This is a genomic window from Marinobacterium lutimaris (genome assembly GCF_900108065.1).
Lineage (GTDB): Bacteria > Pseudomonadota > Gammaproteobacteria > Pseudomonadales > Balneatricaceae > Marinobacterium_D > Marinobacterium_D lutimaris.
The window spans coordinates 2,026,247-2,047,699 of sequence record NZ_FNVQ01000001.1 but is presented as its reverse complement, the minus strand read 5'-3'; the positions used below and the strand labels follow the sequence as shown (position 1 = coordinate 2,047,699).

Sequence of the window (21,453 nt, the reverse complement as noted above, 5' to 3'; positions counted from 1 at the left end):
GAGAAACCTATGCAGTACCCGTCGCGCCCCAGAGTGCTTTGCGTGGATGACGAGATCCGCTCGCTGGAAACGCTGGAGCGAACCCTCGACGAAGAGTTTGATGTGCTCACCGCTACCAGTACGGAAGCGGCGATCAGGCTGCTTGAGGAGAACAGCATCCAGGCGGTGCTGTGCGATCAGCGTATGCCGGGCCAGACCGGCGTCGAGTTCCTGATCGAGGTGCGCGAGCGCTGGCCGCAGACCGCGCGATTGATCCTCTCAGGCTATACCGACTCTGAAGATATTATCCGCGGACTTAACGAGGCGGGAATTTTCCAGTATCTGACCAAACCCTGGCATCCGGATCACCTGCTGCTGACGCTGCAGAACGCCTGTCGTATGGTGGAGCTGCAATCGGAAAATGACCTGCTCGCTACCGAGATGCGTCTGACCACGCCTCAGGTCGAGGACCAGGTTGAAGCCAAGAAACAGCGCCTGCGTCAGCGCTTCGATTTCAGCGAAATTCTGCGCTCCAGCGATAGCCCGCTGAATCAGCTCTGTAACCAGGTCGCCCAGGTAGCGCCGTTCGATATCTCTGTGCTGGTAACCGGTCCCTCCGGCAGCGGCAAGGAGCTGTTCGCCCGGGCGCTGCACTACAACAGCCTGAGAGCCGACAAGCCGTTCGTGGTGGAAAACTGCGGCGCCATGCCAGACGAACTGCTGGCGTCGGAGCTTTTCGGACACCGCAAGGGCGCCTTTACCGGTGCAATCAGCGACCATGTGGGGCTGTTTGAACAGGCCGACGGTGGCACCATCTTCCTCGACGAAATCGGCGAAATCTCGCCGGCATTTCAGGTCAAGCTGCTGCGCGTATTGCAGGAGCGCGAGGTGCGCCGTGTGGGTGATAGCCAGCGCCGCCCGATCAATGTGCGTGTGATCGCTTCTACCAATCGCAGGCTTGAAGAGGAGGTCGCTGCCGGCCGCTTCCGTGAAGACCTTTATTACCGCCTGGCGGAAGTGACACTGGAGCTGCCGGCACTGGAGCAGCGCGCCGAGGATATACCGCTGCTGGCCAACGCCTTTCTTGATCGTGCGGTGGAAGCGTTCGACAAACCGGTGGATGGTTTCAGCGATGAGGCGCTGGAGTGCTTGAGCGGTTACGCCTGGCCCGGTAACGTGCGTCAGTTGCAGAACGAGGTACGACGCATGCTGGTGATGGCGAAAGAACCGGTGCTTGGTGCCGACCTGATCCATCCGCGGGTGCTGCGCAGCTGTGTCGATGGCGAGCCAGCACCGCGTTTGGCGGATGTGGCGGACCTCAGCGGTACCCTGAAAGAGCGTGTCGAGCAGCTGGAGAAACAGATCCTGCGCGAGACCCTGATCCGCCACCGCTGGAACAAAAGCCGTGCCTCCCGTGAGCTTGGCCTTTCCCGCGTGGGGCTGCGTGCGAAGATCGAACGCTATGAGCTGGATACCCAGTAATGCCGGCGCTGCGGCTCAGTGTCAGTGGTCAGGTGCAGGGCGTGGGATTTCGCCCCTTTGTGCACCGATTGGCCAGCTCGCTCAGCCTGGATGGAGAGGTCTGTAATACCGGCCAGGGAGTGAGGATTGACCTTCGGGGCAGCAGTGACGCGCTGTCCAGTTTTCAGCAGCGGTTGCGCGCCGAACTGCCGCCGCTGGCGCAGATCGATGGCATTGAAACCGAAGTGTTCAATGGCGTCATCGGGCCGGGCTTTCGTATCGATGCCAGCGAGCGTGGCGAGTCTGCACTGAAACTGCCGGTGACGCTCGATGCCAATGTCTGTGCTGAGTGTCTGGATGAGCTCTTCGATCCCGATAATCGCCGCTATCTTTACCCGTTTATCAACTGTACCCACTGTGGGCCGCGCTATTCGCTGATTCGGCAGCTGCCCTATGACCGCGCCAACACCAGCATGGCAGAGTTTCAGCAGTGCCCGGCTTGCCTCAATGAGTACAGCGATCCGCAGCATCGCCGTTTTCATGCCCAGCCCAATGCCTGTGTCGATTGCGGACCTGAGCTTTGGGCTGAAACCTCAGCCGGTGAGCGGATAGCGAGGGATGCTGTAAGCCTTGCCGTTGAGGCTCTCAAGCGCGGCCAGATTATCGCCCTGCGCGGTGTCGGTGGCTTTCATCTGGCCTGTGATGCAGACAACGCAGAGGCGGTCGCAGAACTGCGCCGTCGTAAGCGTCGCCCGGGCAAACCCTTTGCGCTGATGGCGCTGAATCCCGCCTCGCTGGATGAGCTTGTTGAACTGACCGAACAGGGCGCGGAGCTGCTTCAGTCCGCTGCGGCGCCGGTGGTATTACAACGCGTCAAAAAGCCGAACCCGTTGCCTGAAAGTGTCGCGCCGGGCCTGGATCGCTTGGGCGTTATGTTGCCGCATAGCCCGCTGCATTGGCTGCTGTTCCATGAGTACGCAGATCGGCCTGAGGGCGTCGACTGGAGAGAGCAGCGGCATTCGCTGCGGCTCGTGATGACCAGCGCTAACCTTAGTGGCGAGCCGCTGATTACGGCCAATGATGAAGCGCGTCATAAGTTGGCGGGGATCGCTGATCTGCTGGTGCTGCATAACCGTGATATAGAGCACCGCTGTGATGACTCGGTGGTTAATGCTATTTCAGTGCCGCCGGTAATGATCCGGCTAGGTCGGGGGCTGGCGCCGAAACGGGTGGCGCTGGAATCCCAAGGGCCTGTGGTGCTGGCGCTGGGCGCTTACCTGAAAAATACGCTCTGTCTGACACGGGGCGGCGATGCGTTTATCTCGCCCCATATCGGCGATCTGGATAACCCCGCCAACTGCCGTACCCTTGAGGCCAGCGTAAAAGAGCTGCAGGCGCTGCTTGAGGTGAAGCCTGAATATATCGCCTGTGATCTGCACCCCGATTTCTATGCTAGTCGCCTGGCGCAAACTCTGGCGGAACAACTGGGTGTCCCGCTGTACCCGGTGCAGCACCACCACGCTCATATCGCCGCGGTGATGGCGGAGCATCAACTCTGTGAGCCGGTGCTGGGTGTCGCCCTGGATGGCGTGGGCCTCGGTAGCGATGGCCAGTTGCGTGGCGGCGAGCTGTTGCGTGTTGATGCGGGTGGGTTTGCTCAACTCGGTGAGTTGGCCTCTATCGCTTTGCCGGGTGGTGACAAGGCCGCTCGAGAGCCCTGGCGCCTGGCCTGTGCGCTGTTCCATCGCGTGGGGCGCCCCGATCTGATCGAGCAGCGCTTCGGCGATGATCCCGCAGCAGCGGGTGTGCGTCTGATACTGGAGAGAGGGCTGAACTGCCCAGTCACATCGAGTCTGGGGCGGTTGTTCGATACCGCTGCGGGTGTGCTCGGGATCTGCCGGCAGCAGAGCTTTGAAGCGGAGGCGCCCATGCTTCTCGAAGCGCTGGCCCAGAATGCAGAGAGAACAGAGGTTGAGGCGAACGGCTCGCTGTTTGAGATCCGCGCTACCGAAGCGGGGCTGATACTGGATCTGATACCCCTGCTGGCCTCACTAATCGATGAAGCCGATCCACAGCTTGGTGCGGCGCGCTTTCAGGCTACCTTGGTGCAGGCGTTGACGGAGTGGATCCTGCGATCGGCCCGAGAGCAGGCGCTGGATATTGTGGCCTTGGGTGGCGGCTGTTTTCTGAATAACGCGCTGCGAGATCAGCTTAAAGGACGACTGGAAGCTGGAGGGCTAAGGGTGCTGATACCCACCCAGCTGCCAAGCAATGATGCCGCGATCAGCCTGGGTCAGGCCTGGGCTGTCAGAATGGGCCTGAGCGTCAGGGCCGTATAACGAATAATGCAGTAGAAGAGGGTTAACCATGTGTCTGGCGATTCCGGTACGGATCGAAGAGTTGATCGATGCTGAGCGCGCGATGGCCGATATCGGCGGTGTACGCAAGGAGATCAATATTGCCCTGGTAGATGATCTGTCGGTGGGCGATTACGTGATCCTGCACGTGGGCTACGCCCTAAACAAGCTGGATCCGGAGGAAGCGGCGCGTACCCTGGCGCTGTTTGAGGAGCTGGGTCAGCTGCAGGAGGCCTACGATGAAGCCAAGGCCGGGGAGGGCGCTGCATGAAATACGTTGACGAGTTTCGTGATGGCGAAAAAGCCCGGGCCCTGGCCGAGCAGATCCGCAGGGAGGCTGATCCGGCGCGCCGCTATCACCTGATGGAGTTCTGTGGTGGTCATACCCATGCGATCTTCCGTTACGGTATCCCCGGTCTGTTGCCCGAGAACGTGCGCCTGATCCATGGCCCTGGCTGCCCGGTCTGTGTGCTGCCGATCGGTCGGCTGGATATGGCGATAGCGCTGGCGCGTCGCCCTGAAGTGATCCTCTGTACCTACGGAGATATGCTGCGTGTGCCGGGCTCCGGTCGTGAAAGCCTGATGAAGTTACGCGCGGAAGGCACCGATGTGCGCATGCTCTACTCACCGGCGGACGCACTGAAGATTGCCCAGCAGAACCCGGATAAAGAGGTGGTGTTCTTCGCCATCGGGTTTGAAACCACCACACCGCCCACGGCGCTGGTGATCGATCAGGCGGCGAAGCTGGGTCTGAAGAATTTCTCTGTGTTCTGCAATCACGTGCTTACGCCGGCCGCGATGCACGCGATTCTGAATACGCCGGAGGCGGATAGCGGCGCACTGCAGCTGGACGGCTTTATCGGGCCGGCTCACGTCAGCACGGTGATCGGCTCTGCGCCCTATGAACCCTTCCCGCAGCAGTATAAGCGTCCGGTGGTGATCGCCGGCTTCGAGCCGCTGGATGTGCTGCAGGCTATCCTGATGCTGATCCGCCAGCTCAATGATGGCCGCTGTGAGGTGGAGAACGAATTCATCCGCGCGGTCAGCCGCGAGGGCAACCTGAAGGCGCAGGCGGCGGTGAGCCGGGTGCTTGAACTTCGTTCCAGCTTTGAGTGGCGCGGTCTGGGTGCCATCCCGGAAAGCGCGCTGCAGATCCGCAGTGAATATGCCGAATTTGATGCTGAAAAGCGCTTTGGCGTAGAGCAGCTGCACGGTCGTGAGAACAAGGCCTGCGAGTGTCCGTCGATTCTGCGTGGGGTGAAAAATCCCCGTGACTGCGTGCTCTTCGGCGACCCCTGTACACCGGATAATCCGCTGGGCTCCTGCATGGTCTCCTCCGAGGGTGCCTGTGCCGCCTATTACAGTTATGGACGCTTCAGTGAGCGCCGGATTCCGGCTGAGGAGCTGCGCGCATGAGTCGTCTGAATATCGCCAAGGGCCGCGTTGAAATGGTCCACGGCAGTGGTGGTCGCGCCATGGCTGAACTGATCGAGCAGTTGTTTGCCCAGGCGTTCGATAATGAATGGCTGGCGCAGGGCAACGATCAGGCCCAGTTTACGCTGCCACCGGGGCGGGTGGTGATGGCGACCGATAGCCATGTGGTATCGCCGCTGTTCTTTCCGGGGGGCGATATCGGCTCGCTCTCTGTGCATGGCACCATCAACGATGTCGCCATGTCCGGGGCTAAGCCCTGTTACCTCTCGGCGGGTTTTATCCTGGAAGAGGGCTTTGCGCTGGCGGACCTAAAGCGCATAGTCGATTCCATGGCCGCTGCGTCTAAAGAGGCCGGGGTGCCAATCGTTACCGGCGATACCAAGGTGGTGGAGCGCGGCAAGGGAGATGGTGTCTTTATCAGCACCACCGGTATCGGTGTGGTGCCCGAAGGATTGCAGCTTTCAGGTGACCAGGCTAAACCCGGTGATGCGATTTTGTTATCCGGCTCCATTGGCGATCACGGTGTGACGATTCTGTCGCTGAGGGAAAACCTGGGCTTTGAGGCGGATATCTGTTCCGATTCCCAGGCACTGCATTCCCTGGTTGCTGCCATGGTGGAGTGTGTGCCAGAGATCCGCTGCATGCGCGACCCCACCCGTGGAGGTTTGGCCAATACTCTGAATGAGATGGCGCAGCAGTCCGGTGTGGGTATGCAACTGATGGAAAGCCGGATTCCGGTGCGGGAGCCGGTGCGCGCGGCCTGCGAGTTCCTCGGCCTGGACCCGCTCTATGTGGCCAACGAGGGCAAGCTGATCGCTATCTGCCCGCAGGAGAGGGCCGAGGAACTACTGGCAGTGATGCGCGCCCACCCGCAGGGGCAGGATGCGGCTATCATCGGCACTGTGGTGGAAGACTCCTATCACTTCGTGCAGATGGAAACGGTGTTTGGCGGCAGCCGTATGGTCGACTGGCTTAATGGTGAGCAGTTACCGCGGATCTGCTGACGCTGCTATTGGCGCTTCGTCACGCCCATATAAATCAGCCGTGCAGGTAGCTGTAGAGGTTAATGGTGCAAAAGCCGATGACGATCATCGTCGGTGCGTAGAAGCGGTTCATCCTTAGCATCGTCAGAGCGCTGATGCCGTAACGGGATTGCAGGCTTATCTGCACGCCGGAGAAAGGCGAAAGGCCGACGCCCAGCGACCAGCTCAGCAACAGGGTGATCCCCAACAGGTTGGGGTCATCCACGCTGGGCATCAGAATGCTGCCCGCCAGGACCGCACTGGTGACCGGATGCATCCCGATCATCGCCAGCGCAATCAATACCGCCAGTGTGATGCAGGCGGCCAGTGGGCCAAAATGCTCCGGCGCCAGTCGGATATCCAGCGATAGCAGCAGGGCGCCGATCCCTGCGGCCAATACCGCTGCGGCCACAAACAGCGTCACCTCACCGCCCAGTCGTGGCAGACCAAGTCGAACATGCTTGGCCAGTATGGCTGGGCTTCTGCTGCCTGTTTTAACCGGCAGCCAGAGCAGGGTGAAAAGCAGTGATAGTAGGGTGACCAGCGTAATTACCGATACCTCTGGCCAGAGGTTGTGGGCGATCATCACCAGTACTGCCAGCAGCATGGGAATCCAGAGGGCGCCGAAATGCAGTGGATAGCCCTGGGTTGTTGCCGCCTGCGGATGGCGACTTATCTGCCAGCTGGTCATCAGCAGGCCGGCAAGCGCCACCGGAATTCCGTAGATCACCAGCGTGGTCAGGCTGGCGCCCGGAGCGCTGATCAGAATAACGCCCATGGCGGCGAAAAACGGCGACCAGACGGCGCAGATGCTGAAAGAACGCAGCAGGATCAGCCCCTGCAGAGAGTTCAGCGGCCGGTTGGCGCTGAGACGATCGCCGAGGATCATTACCGATGACATGTTGATGACCGAGGCGATGAGATGGCCGCCGAACAGGGTGCCCTGCAGCGCTTTGTTGCCAGGCGGCAGCTGGTCGTCGGCTTCCAGGCCGCTCAGGGTCACAAGACGCAGAAAGCTAACCGCCACCAACATGCTGATAATCATCTGGTTAGCTTCCAGGGCTTTCAGCAGGTAGGCTCCGCCTTCACTGCCGATTACCAGGCTGAGAGCGAGGCCGGTCAGCCCTATACTCAGCAGCACGATACGCTGAATCATCTGCCCGCGCTGCTGACGAGCTATCAGCAGGAACAATGCAACCCATGCGGGAATTCCAGCCAGGTAGCCGGGAATCTGTTCATTGAAGGCGGCGACAATGCTCAGTGGCAAAATGGTCAGCAGAACGATGCCTGGTAGCAGCGAGGCAGGTGATGCGAGTGTCTGGGTATTCGCGGTGTTCATCAAAGTTGTGCAGTTCCTTGCAACCGGCCTGGCGCTTGCTCTGGCAAGCACCGAAAAGCTATACAACCTATCCTGCGCCGGTCATGTTGGCAACGTTGAAACAGCGGGTTGCGGTTAACGCGAGAAGGGGGAATAACGCCGCACAAAGCGGCGTATAGATGGTTCAGTCAGCCCAGCGGGCAGCGATTTCGCGGATTTTTGGCTCGAGCCCGTCCAGCAAAGCGACCAGTTCCGGATCGAAGTGTTTGCCGCTCTGTTCGCGGATATGGGCCAGGGCGTCATCAAGGGTCCAGGCTTTCTTGTAGGGGCGTTCGCTGGTCAGGGCATCGAGCACGTCTGCCAGCGCGACGATGCGCCCTTCAATCGGAATATCGGTTCCACTCAGGCCTTTGGGGTAACCGCTGCCATCCCATTTCTCATGATGGGTCAGCGCTACGGTGCGCGCAATGCGGATCAGGAGCGCGTTGGAGTCGCCGAGTATTTCCGCTCCGATCACCGGATGGCGTTTCATCTCCTCGAATTCTTCTTCGGTGAGCTTGCCCGGTTTCAGCAGAATATGGTCCGGTATGCCTATTTTGCCTATATCGTGCATCGGCGCGGCCTGAAGCAGGGCGTCGGAGGTCTCTTCGTTGTAGCCGGCGGCTAGCGCCAGCAGGTGCGCATAATGGCTCATGCGCATGACATGCATGCCGGTCTCGTTGTCCTTGTATTCCGCCGCGCGGCCGAGGCGTTCGATCAAGGTGCGATGGGACTGGGTGACGGTTTCCGTTTTTACCAGCGTCAGGTGGGTACGTACCCTGGCTTGCAGTACCGCGGGCACCACCGGCTTATTGATGAAGTCGACGGCTCCGAGCTCGAAGCCGCGCGCTTCGTCGACGCTGTCTTTTAGCGCCGTTACGAAGATAACCGGGATATGATTGGTTTCCGGGTTATTTTTCAGGGCGCTGCAAACCTCATAGCCGGTCATACCCGGCATCATCACATCCAGCAGCACCAGGTCGGGCTGCTCTTTAATCGTCAGGTCAATCGCCGACTCTCCATCACGGGCGAAGAGGAGGCGGTAATCGTCGTTCAATAGTTGCCTTAACACGCGCAGGTTGGCCGGCTCGTCGTCAACTATCAATATGCGGGGCAGGGGATTTCCGATTTTCATGCAGGTGTCTCCTCTGAAGTGCCCGCTATCTGGTTTAAAAGTACGCTGGCATGGCGGAAATCGAAATCTTCCAGGGCCTGTGCCAGTTCAGCGACCGTTGGACAAAGCTCGTCGGGGCAGTGTTCCTGCATCTGGGCGATGATGTCGTCATCAATTTCGCCATGTTCGCAGAGCCGCTGCGCTTTAATGAGGGCTTCGTTGAAAGCCCTGTCGCAGCGCTCGCTCTGAGTCGCTTCTGTGCTGATTTCAGGCTGGTTGGCCTCGAGCTCCCCAAGTTCTGACTTTGCGCGTTGAAGCAATGCACCCAGGTCAGAGAGCAGGGTTTCGCAATCTCCTGGGTCATGTGTCTCTGCACAGGTTTCCAGCTGCCTGAACAGGCGCGAGACACGGATCATGGCCAGGTTGCCGCTGACGCCGGAGGCCGCGTGGGCGAGCTGGCGGAGCTCATCGAAATTGTTATTGGAGAGCGCTTCTCGCAGAATCTTTTCATGTTTTTTGTCGAGGAAGAGTGCCAGCTGCTCAATGTAGCGTGCTTCGTCGCCCCAGAGTTCAAGCGCTCTTTCCAGATTTATCAGCTGCCGGTAGGCCGTCTGTGCGGTGACTGGCATCTGAACGCTGGTTTTGCCGGTGATGACACGCGCGATCTCTGTCTTCAGATTCTGCGGCTCTACCGGCTTCTGGGCAAAGCCGTTCATGCCTGCCGCCCGGGCCGCCTGTTTGTCGGCTTCAAGCACGCTGGCGGTGAGGGCGATAATCGGCAGTGTGGGCAAGCCTTCAGCCGCTTCTTTCTCACGGATTCTGCGGGCTGCTGTCAGGCCATCCATTTTTGGCATCTGAACGTCCATCAGTACCAGGTCGAACTTCTGTGCGTTGATTTTCTCCAGCGCTTCCAGTCCGTCCCGGGCGCGGGTCACTTTATGGCCGTCGCGGCCAAGCACGAGTTCCAGCAGCTCCAGGTTTTGGGAGATGTCGTCGGCGATAAGAATATTCAGGTTGGGTAACACTATTTCACTGCTGCTCGCCTGGGTGACAGGACGTTCCGGTTTCATACCGGGAGTTAGCGGCAGTGTCACCCGGAATTCGGTGCCCTGGCCTTCCTGGCTGGTCACACTGATCTCGCCGCCCATCAGCTCGACCAGCTGTTTGCTGATCGTTGTACCAAGGCCCGTACCGCCGAAGCGTCGGCTCATGGACGCGTCAGCCTGGGTAAAAGGCTCGAAAATCGATTCGACCGCCTGCTGCGACATGCCGATGCCGCTATCGATGACGTTAAACTCGATACGGCCCTGGGCGTTGCGGAGCGCTTTCAGTTCCACCGATCCGGCTTCGGTAAATTTGATTGCATTGCCGAGCAGGTTGGTCAGCACCTGGCGGATGCGGTCGGGTGCGCCCTGGAAATAGTCTCCTAGTGCCGGATCCAGGGTTAGTTTCAGGTCGAGGCCTTTTTTGCGAGCGGTCAGCCAGTAGGTCGATACCAGGCTGTCCAGCAGCTCATGCAGAGAGAAGTCGATCACATCCAGTGTCAGCTTGCCTCGCTCCAGCTTGGCGCTGTCGAGGATGTCGTTCAGCAGGTAAAGCAGTGAGCGGGCGGCATTGGATATAGAGTCGATATAGCGTTTCTGCTCGGGTTCCAGCTTGCCTTCGCGCATGACATCGCTGAAGCCGATGATCGCATTCATCGGCGTGCGGATCTCATGGCTCATATTGGCCAGGAAGGCGGCTTTTGCCTGGGCGGCATCCTCGGCGGCCTGCTTGGAGTAACGCAGCTCGTCTTCCATATTGCGGCGCTCGGTGATATCGAGCAGCACGCCGTCGATCCACTTGGCGCGGTCGTCGACGAACTCGAAATCACCGCTGTCGAGCACCCAACGCTGGCTGCCATCGCGGTGACGGATACGGTATTCCACGGAGTAGCTGCTGCGGTTCTGGATCGCCTCGCTGACGGTACGTTCGCAAAGCTCCATATCGTCTTCGCAGATCAGCTGAGCCATATGTTTGCGACCGTTGATGAACTCCTCCGGCGGCCAGCCGGTAAGCTCTTCAACGGCATCGCTGATAAACATCATGGTCCAGGGGTTGTCGGTGAGGCAGCGGAAGGCGACACCCGGCATATTGCCAAGCAGGGTACGGAACTGGTGCTCGCTTTCGCGCAGGGCGCTTTGCATGCGGCGCTGTTCGCTGATGTCGGTAATAAAGCCAACGAACAGAGGTGGCTGACCGTCCAGTTCTACCTCGCCAACACCCAGTCGGATAGGGATCAGGTGACCATCGCGATGCTTGGCCATCACTTCACGGCCGGAGCCGATGATCTTGGCATCCTTGGATTTCAGGTAGTTGCTGAGGTAGCCGTCGTGCGCCTCCTTGTAGGGAGCTGGCATCAGCAGGCTGACGTTCTGGCCTGCGACCTCGTCGATTTTCCAGCCAAGCATCTGTTCTGCTGCCGGGTTCATCGACTCGATAAGGCCCCGACTGTCGATGGTGACGATGCCGTCCACGGCGGTTTCCAGCACCGCTTCAAGCCGGTGTTTGCGTATCTCGTTTTCGACGCGAAGCTGTTTATAGCGAACCAGAGTATTTGTGGTGATTACAGACGTGATAATGCTGAGCGTGCCGATGGCGATCAGCATGGCGAATATGGGGTGAGTCACCAGAGGCGCATCGATAATATGCCCAGCGGTGTAGAAGGTGACTGCCCCCATCCCCACATAGTGCATGCTGGCGATGGCGCTTCCCATGATGCAACCGCGAAGGATTACGTCATGCAGCGGCCGCTGCAGTATTGGCTTTTGCCGACTACCGAGCCAGATAGCGAAAATTGCCATGCCGGCGGCAACCAGCACGGACAGAAGCACTCCAAACAGGTCGTAAACCATGCGCGCTTCGACCTTCATCGCCATCATGCCGCTGTAATGCATCACGCCGATACCGAGACCGAGCAACGTACCGGTGCTCAAAATAATGGCCGAGCCGGTGCGTTTTAACGTTAGTAGCGACAGAGATAGCAAAGACGCAAAAAACACCGGAAGGGCAGAAAGCACTGTGCCGCTAAAACTGTAGACGACGTCGATCGGCAGCTCATAGGCCAGCATGCCGATGAAGTGCATCGACCAGGTGCCGCCGCCAAGCGCGATGGAGCCGGCGATCACCTGAGTCACCTTTACTTTACGGCTGGCGTCTCTACGCGCGTTCTTCAGGCAGTTCAATGCCAGTGTTGCCGATAGCATGGCAACGGCGACGGACAGTAAAACCAGGGGTATTGAATAGACGCCAGCAAGAGCCTGGAATCCCGCTGGAGGGGAGGAAAACATGTGGTGGAGATTCAAGGGCCGATGCCTGCAGGTTGGATAAACGAATCGAAGGTGGTGTACGCAAAAGACGACAGGGTAGATCTTTGTCAGCGGATAATATTCGAACAGTTTGACCGCACTATATTAACGTAGCTGCATTGCGTCAAACATTAAGCAAAGGCATGGCTGGGTAGGCTGGGGGGAGGGGGAGATGCTGCCCTTTTCGGGGCAGCATAGTTTTATCTCTGCGGCGATTACTGGGCAGCCAGAGTGACCTGTTCAAAATCGGGAGAGACTTCCATCGCCTTAAGCAGTTTGCCCACGTGAGCAAGCAGGCGGTAGCGACCGTACCACTCATCCATGGTGCCGTTGATGGCGTCTGAACGTGCAGTGAAGTACTCGTTTTCGGAGTCCAGCAGGTCGAGCAGGGTGCGTTGGCCGATATCGAACTGGCGCTGGTACGCGGTGCGTGTTTCACCGGAGGAGGCGACGTGACGCTCCAGCTGAGGCAGGCGCTGATGGATATTATTGAGCCGGTTCCATGAGGAGATAGCGTTGGCCTTCAGCTCACGCTGTACCGCGATGGCGGAAGCGCGCTGGGCCTGGCTCAGGTGTTGGAGCTGTTTTACCCGGGCGCTGTCGGCTCCGCCATTAAAGGCGTTGTAGCGCGCCATCAGCATCGCCAGTATCTCATCTTCCTGGTAGTCAGACGCATCGACGCCGTGGTTGGAGCTTGCGCTCATCTCCAGGTACAGCGTCGGATGGAAGGCCGCACGGGCTACGTTGACCTGCGCCATGGTCGATTCGTGCTGCGCGATGGCTGCCAGCAGAGCCGGGTGTTCGGTCAGGGCGATCGCAACAGCGTCATCGGCAGTGGAGGGCAGATCGGTGCAGCATTTGTCTGTCGGCATCTGCAGATCTACCGGCGGATGACCGACCACACGCTCAAAGTTGATCTCGGCTTCCCAAAGGTTGCCTTCAGCCACGATCTTGTTGGAAGAGGCTAGCGCCAGACGGGCCTGGGCCTGCTGCAGGTCTGACTCGGAGCCGAGGCCTGAGTCGTAGCGGCGCTTGATCTTGTCGTAGGTTTCCTGGTGAGACTCCAGGTTCTCATCGGTGATGGTGAGCAGCTGCTGGTAGCGCAGCACATCGAGATAAACCTGGGTCACGCTAAGCGCGGTATCTTCAGAGGTGGCCAGCAGTGTCAGTGCAGACGCGGAGGCCATGGACTCCGCGGAATCGACGCGACTTTTGGTGGCGTAGCCGTCGTAGAGCATCTGGCTGATGCTGAGGGTCGCTTCGCGGCGGTCCATCTCGTCATCGTCCGGGGCGGTGGTACTGTTGTCGGTCCACTCATAGCCATAGCCCAGCGTCAGGTTGGCGTTCGGGCGATACTCGCCTTTTTCAATCTTGATCTGTTCTTCGTCGGTGAGTCGACGGGTTGCGTCGAACAGCACCATCGGATTGGTTTCCATGGTTTCGGTGATCGCTTCATCGATCGTCTGTGCGGAAACAGGGAGAGAAGCGATTCCCAGCGAGCCGCCAATTGCAGCGGCAAGCAGTGTATGGCGCATCCTTTGCTTATTCATAAATTCACTCGAACTCTGTTAGCGAACGTTGATTTCGACGCGTCGGTTCTTAGGTTCGCGGACGCCATCCCCGGTCTCGATCACTGGCTGAGTTTCACCAAGAGAGCGGGTAGTGATGGTCTGCGGATCCACGCCGATCTCGATCAGATCTTCGCGCACGGCCTCTGCCCGACGCTGTCCCAGTGTCTGGTTGAATGCCTTGCTGCCAGAGGTGTCGGTATGGCCTGTGACAATAACCTCCGGAGCGGCGCGCTCCAGCACCGCTTGATAGAGGCGCTGGGCGTCTGCCATGGATTCTTCGGTCAGTATATCGGAGTCAAAGTAGAAATATACCGGTACATAAATCGGTGCCGGTGGCAGGGCGGAGATAGAGTCGCCGAAGGTTTCCCGCAGTGAATCGGCGTCGCCGGTGAACGGAGTGGCTACGCCGCCAACGACCTCGGCTGCTGCGTAGTCGCCTTCAAGTACCAGTTGATCGCCACTGACCAGAGCCACATCGACAATGCCGGTGCGGCCGTCTTCGGGCATCACCATATAGGTTTCTACGACAGCTGGGCAGAAAGGTGGCGGTGTGGTGGAAAGCAGAACTTCGCCCTCGGTGGTAGCGGCGATATCAGACACGGGCTTATCCGGGCCCAGTGAATTGACCGCTCCGCTATATATAGAGCACCCGGACAGGGTGGTCAGCAGCAGAGAGGACGTCAGCAAGGTGGCTGAACGACTCATTCCGCAACATCCTTATCCAGAGAATTAGCTACTTTGACGGAGAATTCGGTACCACGAACGGCGAGTATCGCAGCGGGTGTTCTGACTTTAACGGCGCCGGGGCGATTCTCGACCAGCTTGCCGGCGATCATCGACAGGGTGCCGTTATCGACCTCGACATCCAGGTTGCCATCCTGACTATTGGCATCGTATGAAAAGTCGGCCAGAGAAAGGGTTGAGCGGGGACCAGCACCCACACGGGTATCATCGTCGAAGAGTAGCCCGATGCTACCGTTATCGCCGGTAATGATGCGGTCAGCCTCGTGAACCCGCTCACCCAGCTTGGCGGAGAGGGTCTCGCCGTCGCGGATCAGGGTGACATCACCACTGAGGGTTTTGATGGTTGCGATGGGTTCAGCGAATGAGAGTAGCGGCGCGGTTGTTAAAACCAGCGTAAGGCACAGCTTTTTAGCAGGTGACATCATTGTTGGGTGCTCCATTACCCGCCGGTCTTCCTTACTGCTCGCCGGCGATATAACTCGTTATGATTAGTAGGCACGGATGCTGTGAATCATAGCTCAGCGATAGTTTGCTACAAGTAAAAAAGGTGGCGAAAAAGGGACTTTAATAAGCTTTTTGTTTTTGTGTCTAATTTAAGAGACATATGTCGAAATTATCCAGATCGAATTCAGCCGAAGATAAAACTCAAAGCACCGCTTTCAGATAGCTTGAACCCGCATTCATACAGTCAAATGTATGAAGGCCGAGCTCCTGGGCCAGGTCAGTACAAACATTGATTCCTCGGCAGCTGTTCCCTTTTGCATCCAGCCTCGGAGAGTAACTGGCTATTCCCAGTTGGCGGTTGACCACGGCCATAACCGCGCCACTGACCCCGCTTTTTGCCGGTACGCCGACGCGGTAGGCCCATTCGCCGGAATAATCGTACATGCCACAGGTAAACATAATAGATAGCATGTTGCGCACGGCATCCAGGTCAAACACCTCTTCACCAGTCACCGGGTTTTTCCCCAGGTTGCATAGCGTGGCGGACATAATGGCCAGGTCGCGGGTATTCACGAGAATGGAGCACTGTTTGAAATAGAGATCCAGTGCGGGCTCGACCTCTTCCGGCACCATATCGAAATTGAGCAGCAGGTAGGCGATAGCGCGGTTACGGTGGCCGGTTTTTGACTCCGAGTGATAGACCTCTTCGTCGATTCCCAGGTTACGTCCGGCCGCAGCGCTGAGCCGCGTCAGAATGCGGTCCAGAGCCTGATCGCCATATTTCTGATACAGCAGGGCGGTTACCGTGATTGCGCCGGCGTTGACCATGGGATTGAAAGGGCGGTTGGTGACCTTTTCCAGCTCGATGGAATTAAAACTGTCACCGCTGGGTTCTACACCCACATGTCTGGCTACCTTTTCCTCGCCAAAGGCTTCGAGTGCCATGCCAAAGGCGAAAGGCTTGGATACCGACTGCAGGGTAAACAGTGTATCGCTGTTACCGGTCTCGAATACCTTGCCGTCTGAAGTGGCGATCGCCATGCCGAAGTGATCGGGTGAGGCCTTGCCTAATTCGGGAATGTAGTTGGCCACTTCTCCTTTGTGGACTCCGGCATAGCGTGAGTGGAGGCCGTCGATCAGTGTTTGAAGCCAACGTTCTTCCATACCGGATTCTCCAGGGTTCGATGCAAGAGTTTGTCTGATCGGACAGCAATTAATATGCCCATTGCACCGAAATATGTACTTGGTTGCGGACGGTTACTTAGAACGCGTTGTTTGAAAAGGGTAATTGTTAAAATATTATGTAAGCAATGATTAATATTAATTATTAAAAATTATTTTTTTATAATCTAAAGTTAATATGGTTTCGATTAGGTGCACCTTGTTGGCGCTGCAAATGCCTTCTGCTCTATGGTGAGGCAATATAAAAAATTAATAGTCTCCTCGGTTTTATACGTTGACTTTGCAGTTAATGACGTTTTTATATGACAGATAATTCTTTTAGATAATCGACTCATCGGCGGCAGGGAAGGGCGGAGATTCCGTGATTCGGCTCGGTAGGGCAAGGTCAACACTCTCGCCTTTTTTAAGGGGCTGGGCAGCGCCTGCTGGATTATTGGTGCTGGTGCTGTTTCACCTTTCCAGTCTGGTGCCGTTTCAGTCGTTTCTGCGCACTTTCAATTTTGATCTGTACCAGTTGGTGATGCCGCGTGAGAGGCAGTCTGCGCCGGTGGTAATCGTCGATATTGATGAAGAGAGTCTGGCGCGGTTTGGTCAATGGCCCTGGCCACGAAGCCTGATGGCCCGCCTGATTGGCGAGATAGGCGTGTATAACCCCGCGGCCATTGGTATCGATGTCATTATGCCTGAGCCTGATCGCAGCACTCCTTGTGAGTCTTTGCGTTTGCTGCCATCGGCGCCGGAAAGTCTGCTGGAGAGTGTTTGTGCGCTGCCCAGTAACGATGAACTGCTGGCTCAGACGCTGGCGGCTTATCCCACCGTGCTCGGTGTGGCCGGTATCCCTGGCAGTACGCCCAAAGCAATGCCGATGACGCCGGTCAGAATTAAGGGCGGAGAGGCGCTGCCTTGGGTCAGGCAGTTTCCCTCTGCGCTTCGCAATCTGCCGGCCCTGGAGGCGGCGGTTTCCGGGCATGCCATTCTGAGTGCAGATATGGACAGAGGCGTCATACGTAAAGTGCCGATGGTGGCCGCGGTGGGTGGAAATATTCTGCCCTCACTGTCGCTGGAGTCATTGCGACTGGCGGCGGGGTCGCCATTATTTGATATCAGTGTTGGCAAGTGGGGGGTAAGCAGTGTCGGTTTCGGTGACCTGAGCATACCTACGGAGCCTGATGGCTCCGTGTGGGTTCACTATTCCCACCATGATCCTGATCGTTTTGTCTCGGCCTCCCGTGTGCTTATGGGTGCGATCAGTCCTGGTGAGTTAGAGCGGCGTTTGGTTCTTATCGGGTTTACCGGTTTGGGCCTGGTGGACTTTCCCACCACCTCGCTGGGGGAAAGGGTGCCGGGTGTGGAGATCCATGCACAGGTACTCGAATCGATATTCGATGGCAAAGTGCTGCAGCGGCCCTACTGGGCGCGGTGGGTCGAGGCGGGCATTATGACGGTGCTAGGTCTCGTGGTGCTCTACCTGCTGCCACGACTTAGGGCCTGGATGCATATCCCCATCGTTGCAGGGCTTGTAATGCTGCTCGCAGCCGTAGGTCTGCTGACTTACTCAAAATACCTGCTGTTACTGGATGTGGCGTCTCCCTATGTTCTGTTTATCGTGCTTTATATAGCGATGATGGCCGATTCACTTCTGCGTGAAGAGCGGCAGATCGATACGCTGGAGAAGGATCTCAGGATACAGCGCGAGGAAGCAGCGCGAGTGCAGGGTGAAATGGAGGCAGCGAAACGGTTCCAGATGGGCATAGTGCCAAATGCCACTGACGTGTTTGCCAATGAGCCGAGAATCGACCTCGATGCATTTATGGAGCCGGCCAAAATGGTGGGCGGTGATCTCTATGACTGTTTTATGCTGGATGAGCACCGTGTCTTTTTTGTCCTGGGCGATGTCTGCGGTAAAGGTGTACCGGCCAGTCTCTTTATGGTCATCAGCAAAACGCTCTGCAAAAGCGTATTGCTGCGCGATGGGCTGGAAGATCTGGACCTGGGGCAGCTGCTCAGCCGGGCCAATGTGGAGATTGCACGGGACAACCCGGAGATGCTGTTTGTTACGGCTTTTTTGGGAGTGCTCGACCTGCGGAACGGTGAGCTGCTTTACTGTAACGCAGGGCATGAGCGCCCGGTACTGGTGGCGGAGCGCTGTCGGTCGCTGGAGCTGGAGGGAGCAAGTGGGCCGCCCATCGCTATTGTTGATGAGTTTGAGTACAGCACGCACCGGCACAGGCTTTCCCGGGATGAGTTTCTCTGCATTTTCTCGGATGGTGTAACGGAAGCAGCAAATAAAAATCAACAGCTTTACGGCAAGGAGCGGCTGCTGGAGGCGTTACAGGGCGTGAACAGGGACGATAGCGCAATTTCTATGCTGGAAAGGGTAAAACAGGGCGTATATCGGTTTGTTGGCGACGCTGAGCCTTCAGACGATCTGACTGTCATGGTGATCAGATGGAAGGGTTGAGATCTTTTACTTGGCGGCAACAGCAAGAGAGAAATTTTTATCGAGGTTCAATAACGCATGGAAATTCGTGAAGAGCTGCTTGAAGGGGATATCTACAGAATCTCCCTGGACGGCCGAATGGATATAGAGGGTGTGGCAAGCATCGAAAAGTGTTTCGCTGAACTGGCGGGCCAGCCCCACGAAAGAGTAGCCGTAGATATGTCGGCGGTTCCGTATATGTCGTCAATCGGCATACGGGCCCTGCTGATCAATGCCAAGGCGGTCAGCCGCCGCGGTGGGAAGTACATTATCCTGTCGCCTCAGCCCGAGGTTCTGGACGTATTAAAGGTTTCAGGTATTGATCAGCTGATCACTATCTGTGCGGATCTGGACGAAGCGGGCAAGGTGTTAGCAGGCAATTGAGGTATCCGGCCTTGAGTGACCTATCTTTATCGCGTGAAGCTGAGCGTTCATTACAGATCGCCAATCGGCATTCCGAAATCCCTCGCATGAGTCACTGGCTTGAGGAGGTGTTGTCGGAGATGGATGTGCCGGTTGCGGTACGGTTCAAATTTGACCTCAGTGCGAACGAGGCGGTCACCAATATCATCGATTACGCTTTCGATGACGAGCGGTCGCACTCTATCAGTCTGCGACTGACGCGAACCGGCGCGGAGCTGTGTCTGGAAATTACAGATGATGGCCGGGCTTTTGATCCTTTGGAGTTTGAGGTGGAGCCCGTTCCCATGACCCTGGAGGATGCCAGCCCGGGTGGTCTGGGCGTCAAGCTGATCCGCCACTACATGGATCGATGTGATTATCGGCGCGAGGATGGCGTCAATCACTTGATACTGATGTATGGTCTATGAGCGGTAAGACGGCTGGAAAACTGATGATTTCGTTGTCTTGGTAGTGCACTGGGGAAGGGGGGGGGTAAAGAAGATGGTCGGAGTGGAGGGATTCGAACCCCCGACCCTCTGGTCCCAAACCAGATGCGCTACCAAACTGCGCTACACTCCGACTTTCTATTTCAGGATGGCTCCTTGAGCTGGACTTGAGCCAGCGATCCTGGATATTCCTGGCAACACCCTGATAATGCCTTGATGATAAAGAAATTTATCAGAGATTTATAGTCGTTTAAGTAAATGTCGAATAATCACCGATCCACAGACGGTGGGTCGCAGGCTCGACGGACTGACGTTCAAGCATTGTCGAAGAGTCATGCTGACAAAGGCGGCTTCAATCAGGTAGGACATCAGCTCTGCTGATGTGGAGCGGTTGAAAGTCAGCTATCTATTTTACGATTTTTAGCTTCGATCCACTGAGCCATGTATTGCGTGCTCTTCATACTGTGGTGTCTGAGCATGGCGCCGGTGAAGTTGGCGAGCCGGTGGCTATCCAGTTCGCGCTTCAGCTTTAGTATCCGCTCAATCAGCGCGTCGGCATGGCGAGCAAAGTCGAAGCGCAGGTTGTGCAGTGTAAAGCCTTGTTGCTGGTATTCCAGCCAGGGTTCCGGTTGGGTATAAAGCGCTACGGCCATGTCTGCAAACTGCTCGGCATTATCCTCGACCGGCTGGGGCCAGTGCTGCTCAGCGGCCATGCCCTCTGCGCCGACAGAGGTCGTGACTGAAGGTGTACCGCAGGCAAGCGCGTCGACCAGCTTGCCCTTAAGGCCCGCGCCGAAACGCAGGGGCGCCAGGTTGACCCGTGCCTGCTGCATCACAAGATTCACGTCTTCGGCCCAGCCTTTTATAAAAAAGCCCTGTGTGGGGCTGTGAAGCTGTGTTGCCTTGGGAGGAGGGTAGGCGCCGTAGATGTGCAGCTCTGCTTCAGTCAGGCGAGCGCGGATGCGAGGCCAGATCGTCTGCTTCAACCAGAGTACAGCATCCCAGTTGGGGGCATGGCGAAAATTCCCGATCACAATAAAATGCTGGCGCTGGCCAAAAGAAGGCAGCTGTTGTTGCTGTGCCGGTAAAACCGGCTGCTGCATAAATGGGCTGTTCAGCAGCAGGTTAGGATCAACGTTGAAAGTCTGCGTGAGCAGTTCGATCTCCGCTCCGGAAATCATCAGTGTCAGGTCACTGCGCAGGATAGCGGCGATTTCGCGCTTGGCGAGATCCGAATAAAGAAGCTCGGCAGGCACATCCAGTTCAACCTGCCCACTTTGCTTGCTGGCCTGGTGTCGGGCATGGCGCAGGCAGGAGAGATCTTCGGTATCGAGCAGGCGTATAGCCTGAGGGCAACACTTTTCTACCCGCCAGCCGAACTGCTCTTCCATCATGAAGCGGTCAAACATGACCAGATCGGGCTTCAGGTCGCAGATGAACTCATCGAAACTGGAGCAGTTAAGCGCAATGTTGACTTCACGGATGCCGCGCGCGGGCAGGTCGGTGCGATGGATACTTTTCTCGGCGGGGCTGGCAAAGGTGACCTGCCAGTTTTGGGCGCGAAAGGCATCAAGCAGGGCAAGCATGCGGTAGCCAGCAGCACTGGACGCAGGTTCAGGCCAAACGTAACCGATAACAAGGATGTTCATGCTGAGTAACCCACCCGGACGAGGAATCTTAAATCTAAGGGGTGGTTCAGGGGAAGGATGTAGAAGATGGTCGGAGTGGAGGGATTCGAACCCCCGACCCTCTGGTCCCAAACCAGATGCGCTACCAAACTGCGCTACACTCCGACTTTCTACTTCAGGATGGCTCCTCGAGCTGGACTCGAACCAGCGACCAATAGATTAACAGTCTACTGCTCTACCAACTGAGCTATCGAGGAATATCCCGAATTTCGATTAAGGCGGTTGGCTCCTCGAGCTGGACTCGAACCAGCGACCAATAGATTAACAGTCTACTGCTCTACCAACTGAGCTATCGAGGAACACCTCAACCGAGGCGCGTATATTAGTGACCGAGGCGGGGTGAGTCAAGCGGGAATCGGAAAAGTTTTTTAACCCAATTTTTGTGGTTAATTCCTGATCAAATAATGACTTAGGCCAATTCAGCGT

Annotated in this window: 16 protein-coding genes and 4 tRNA genes; 8 read left to right on the top strand and 12 right to left on the bottom strand. The window is 57.3% G+C overall.

Annotated elements, in window-relative coordinates:
- Positions 1-9 precede the first annotated feature (9 nt).
- Genes C4S72_RS09510 through hypE form a run of 5 tightly spaced genes read left to right on the top strand, consistent with a single transcriptional unit; the run spans position 10 to position 6,235 of the window.
- On the top strand, positions 10-1,461 hold the full coding sequence (locus tag C4S72_RS09510; RefSeq protein WP_104002770.1) for a sigma-54-dependent transcriptional regulator: 1,452 nt from the start codon (positions 10-12) through the stop codon (positions 1,459-1,461).
- Positions 1,461-3,779: a carbamoyltransferase HypF gene (hypF, locus tag C4S72_RS09505; RefSeq protein ID WP_200826705.1), complete on the top strand. Its 2,319-nt coding sequence runs from the start codon at positions 1,461-1,463 to the stop codon at positions 3,777-3,779. The genes C4S72_RS09510 and hypF overlap by 1 nt, the downstream gene beginning before the upstream one ends.
- Before the next feature lie 28 nt (positions 3,780-3,807).
- Entirely contained in the window at positions 3,808-4,068 is a 261-nt protein-coding gene (locus C4S72_RS09500) for a HypC/HybG/HupF family hydrogenase formation chaperone (protein ID WP_104002769.1), read from the top strand.
- Positions 4,065-5,213 (top strand): hydrogenase formation protein HypD, encoded by a 1,149-nt coding sequence (gene hypD, locus C4S72_RS09495; protein ID WP_104002768.1) that lies wholly within the window; start codon positions 4,065-4,067, stop codon positions 5,211-5,213. Before C4S72_RS09500 ends, hypD begins: the two co-directional genes overlap by 4 nt.
- A complete protein-coding gene (gene hypE / locus C4S72_RS09490) occupies positions 5,210-6,235 on the top strand; it encodes a hydrogenase expression/formation protein HypE (protein WP_104002767.1) in 1,026 nt (341 codons plus the stop codon). The genes hypD and hypE overlap by 4 nt, the downstream gene beginning before the upstream one ends.
- Positions 6,236-6,269: 34 nt before the next feature.
- On the opposite strand, the gene C4S72_RS09485 is transcribed toward hypE, so the two are convergent.
- The 7 genes from C4S72_RS09485 to glsA form a co-directional block, all read right to left on the bottom strand.
- Positions 6,270-7,592 (bottom strand): hypothetical protein, encoded by a 1,323-nt coding sequence (locus C4S72_RS09485; protein WP_104002766.1) that lies wholly within the window; start codon positions 7,590-7,592, stop codon positions 6,270-6,272.
- 163 nt (positions 7,593-7,755) lie between these two features.
- On the bottom strand, positions 7,756-8,745 hold the full coding sequence (locus C4S72_RS09480; protein WP_104002765.1) for a response regulator: 990 nt from the start codon (positions 8,743-8,745) through the stop codon (positions 7,756-7,758).
- Entirely contained in the window at positions 8,742-11,969 is a 3,228-nt protein-coding gene (locus C4S72_RS09475; protein WP_160115485.1) for a PAS domain S-box protein, read from the bottom strand. The genes C4S72_RS09480 and C4S72_RS09475 overlap by 4 nt, the downstream gene beginning before the upstream one ends.
- A gap of 317 nt (positions 11,970-12,286) precedes the next feature.
- The gene (locus C4S72_RS09470; protein ID WP_104002763.1) at positions 12,287-13,621 is read right to left on the bottom strand and encodes a TolC family outer membrane protein; all 1,335 of its coding nucleotides are present in this window, start codon (positions 13,619-13,621) and stop codon (positions 12,287-12,289) included.
- Positions 13,622-13,639: 18 nt separating this feature from the next.
- The gene (locus C4S72_RS09465) at positions 13,640-14,347 is read right to left on the bottom strand and encodes an OmpA family protein (RefSeq protein WP_104002762.1); all 708 of its coding nucleotides are present in this window, start codon (positions 14,345-14,347) and stop codon (positions 13,640-13,642) included.
- Positions 14,344-14,811, bottom strand: coding sequence for a FecR family protein (locus tag C4S72_RS09460; protein ID WP_160115484.1), 468 nt, complete (start codon positions 14,809-14,811; stop codon positions 14,344-14,346). The genes C4S72_RS09465 and C4S72_RS09460 overlap by 4 nt, the downstream gene beginning before the upstream one ends.
- A gap of 220 nt (positions 14,812-15,031) precedes the next feature.
- On the bottom strand, positions 15,032-15,994 hold the full coding sequence (gene glsA, locus C4S72_RS09455; protein WP_104002760.1) for a glutaminase A: 963 nt from the start codon (positions 15,992-15,994) through the stop codon (positions 15,032-15,034).
- A 454-nt stretch (positions 15,995-16,448) separates the two neighbouring features.
- On the opposite strand from glsA, the gene C4S72_RS09450 reads away from it, so the two are divergent.
- The 3 genes from C4S72_RS09450 to C4S72_RS09440 are packed head-to-tail and all read left to right on the top strand — an operon-like array spanning position 16,449 to position 19,321.
- Entirely contained in the window at positions 16,449-18,473 is a 2,025-nt protein-coding gene (locus tag C4S72_RS09450; RefSeq protein WP_146071890.1) for a CHASE2 domain-containing protein, read from the top strand.
- Positions 18,474-18,530: 57 nt separating this feature from the next.
- On the top strand, positions 18,531-18,875 hold the full coding sequence (locus C4S72_RS09445) for an STAS domain-containing protein (protein WP_104002758.1): 345 nt from the start codon (positions 18,531-18,533) through the stop codon (positions 18,873-18,875).
- Complete coding sequence (locus C4S72_RS09440; RefSeq protein WP_327332608.1) at positions 18,872-19,321, top strand: ATP-binding protein; 450 nt, start codon at positions 18,872-18,874, stop codon at positions 19,319-19,321. Before C4S72_RS09445 ends, C4S72_RS09440 begins: the two co-directional genes overlap by 4 nt.
- Positions 19,322-19,395: 74 nt before the next feature.
- Here C4S72_RS09440 and C4S72_RS09435 read toward each other — a convergent pair.
- The 5 genes from C4S72_RS09435 to C4S72_RS09415 form a co-directional block, all read right to left on the bottom strand.
- Positions 19,396-19,472: transfer RNA gene (locus tag C4S72_RS09435), tRNA-Pro, on the bottom strand.
- 265 nt (positions 19,473-19,737) lie between these two features.
- Positions 19,738-20,988: a glycosyltransferase gene (locus C4S72_RS09430; RefSeq protein ID WP_104002756.1), complete on the bottom strand. Its 1,251-nt coding sequence runs from the start codon at positions 20,986-20,988 to the stop codon at positions 19,738-19,740.
- Positions 20,989-21,055: 67 nt separating this feature from the next.
- Positions 21,056-21,132 (bottom strand) — tRNA-Pro (locus tag C4S72_RS09425).
- Between the two features lie 16 nt (positions 21,133-21,148).
- Positions 21,149-21,224: transfer RNA gene (locus tag C4S72_RS09420), tRNA-Asn, on the bottom strand.
- Positions 21,225-21,250: 26 nt separating this feature from the next.
- A tRNA-Asn gene (locus C4S72_RS09415) sits at positions 21,251-21,326 on the bottom strand.
- Between the last annotated feature and the right edge of the window lie 127 nt (positions 21,327-21,453).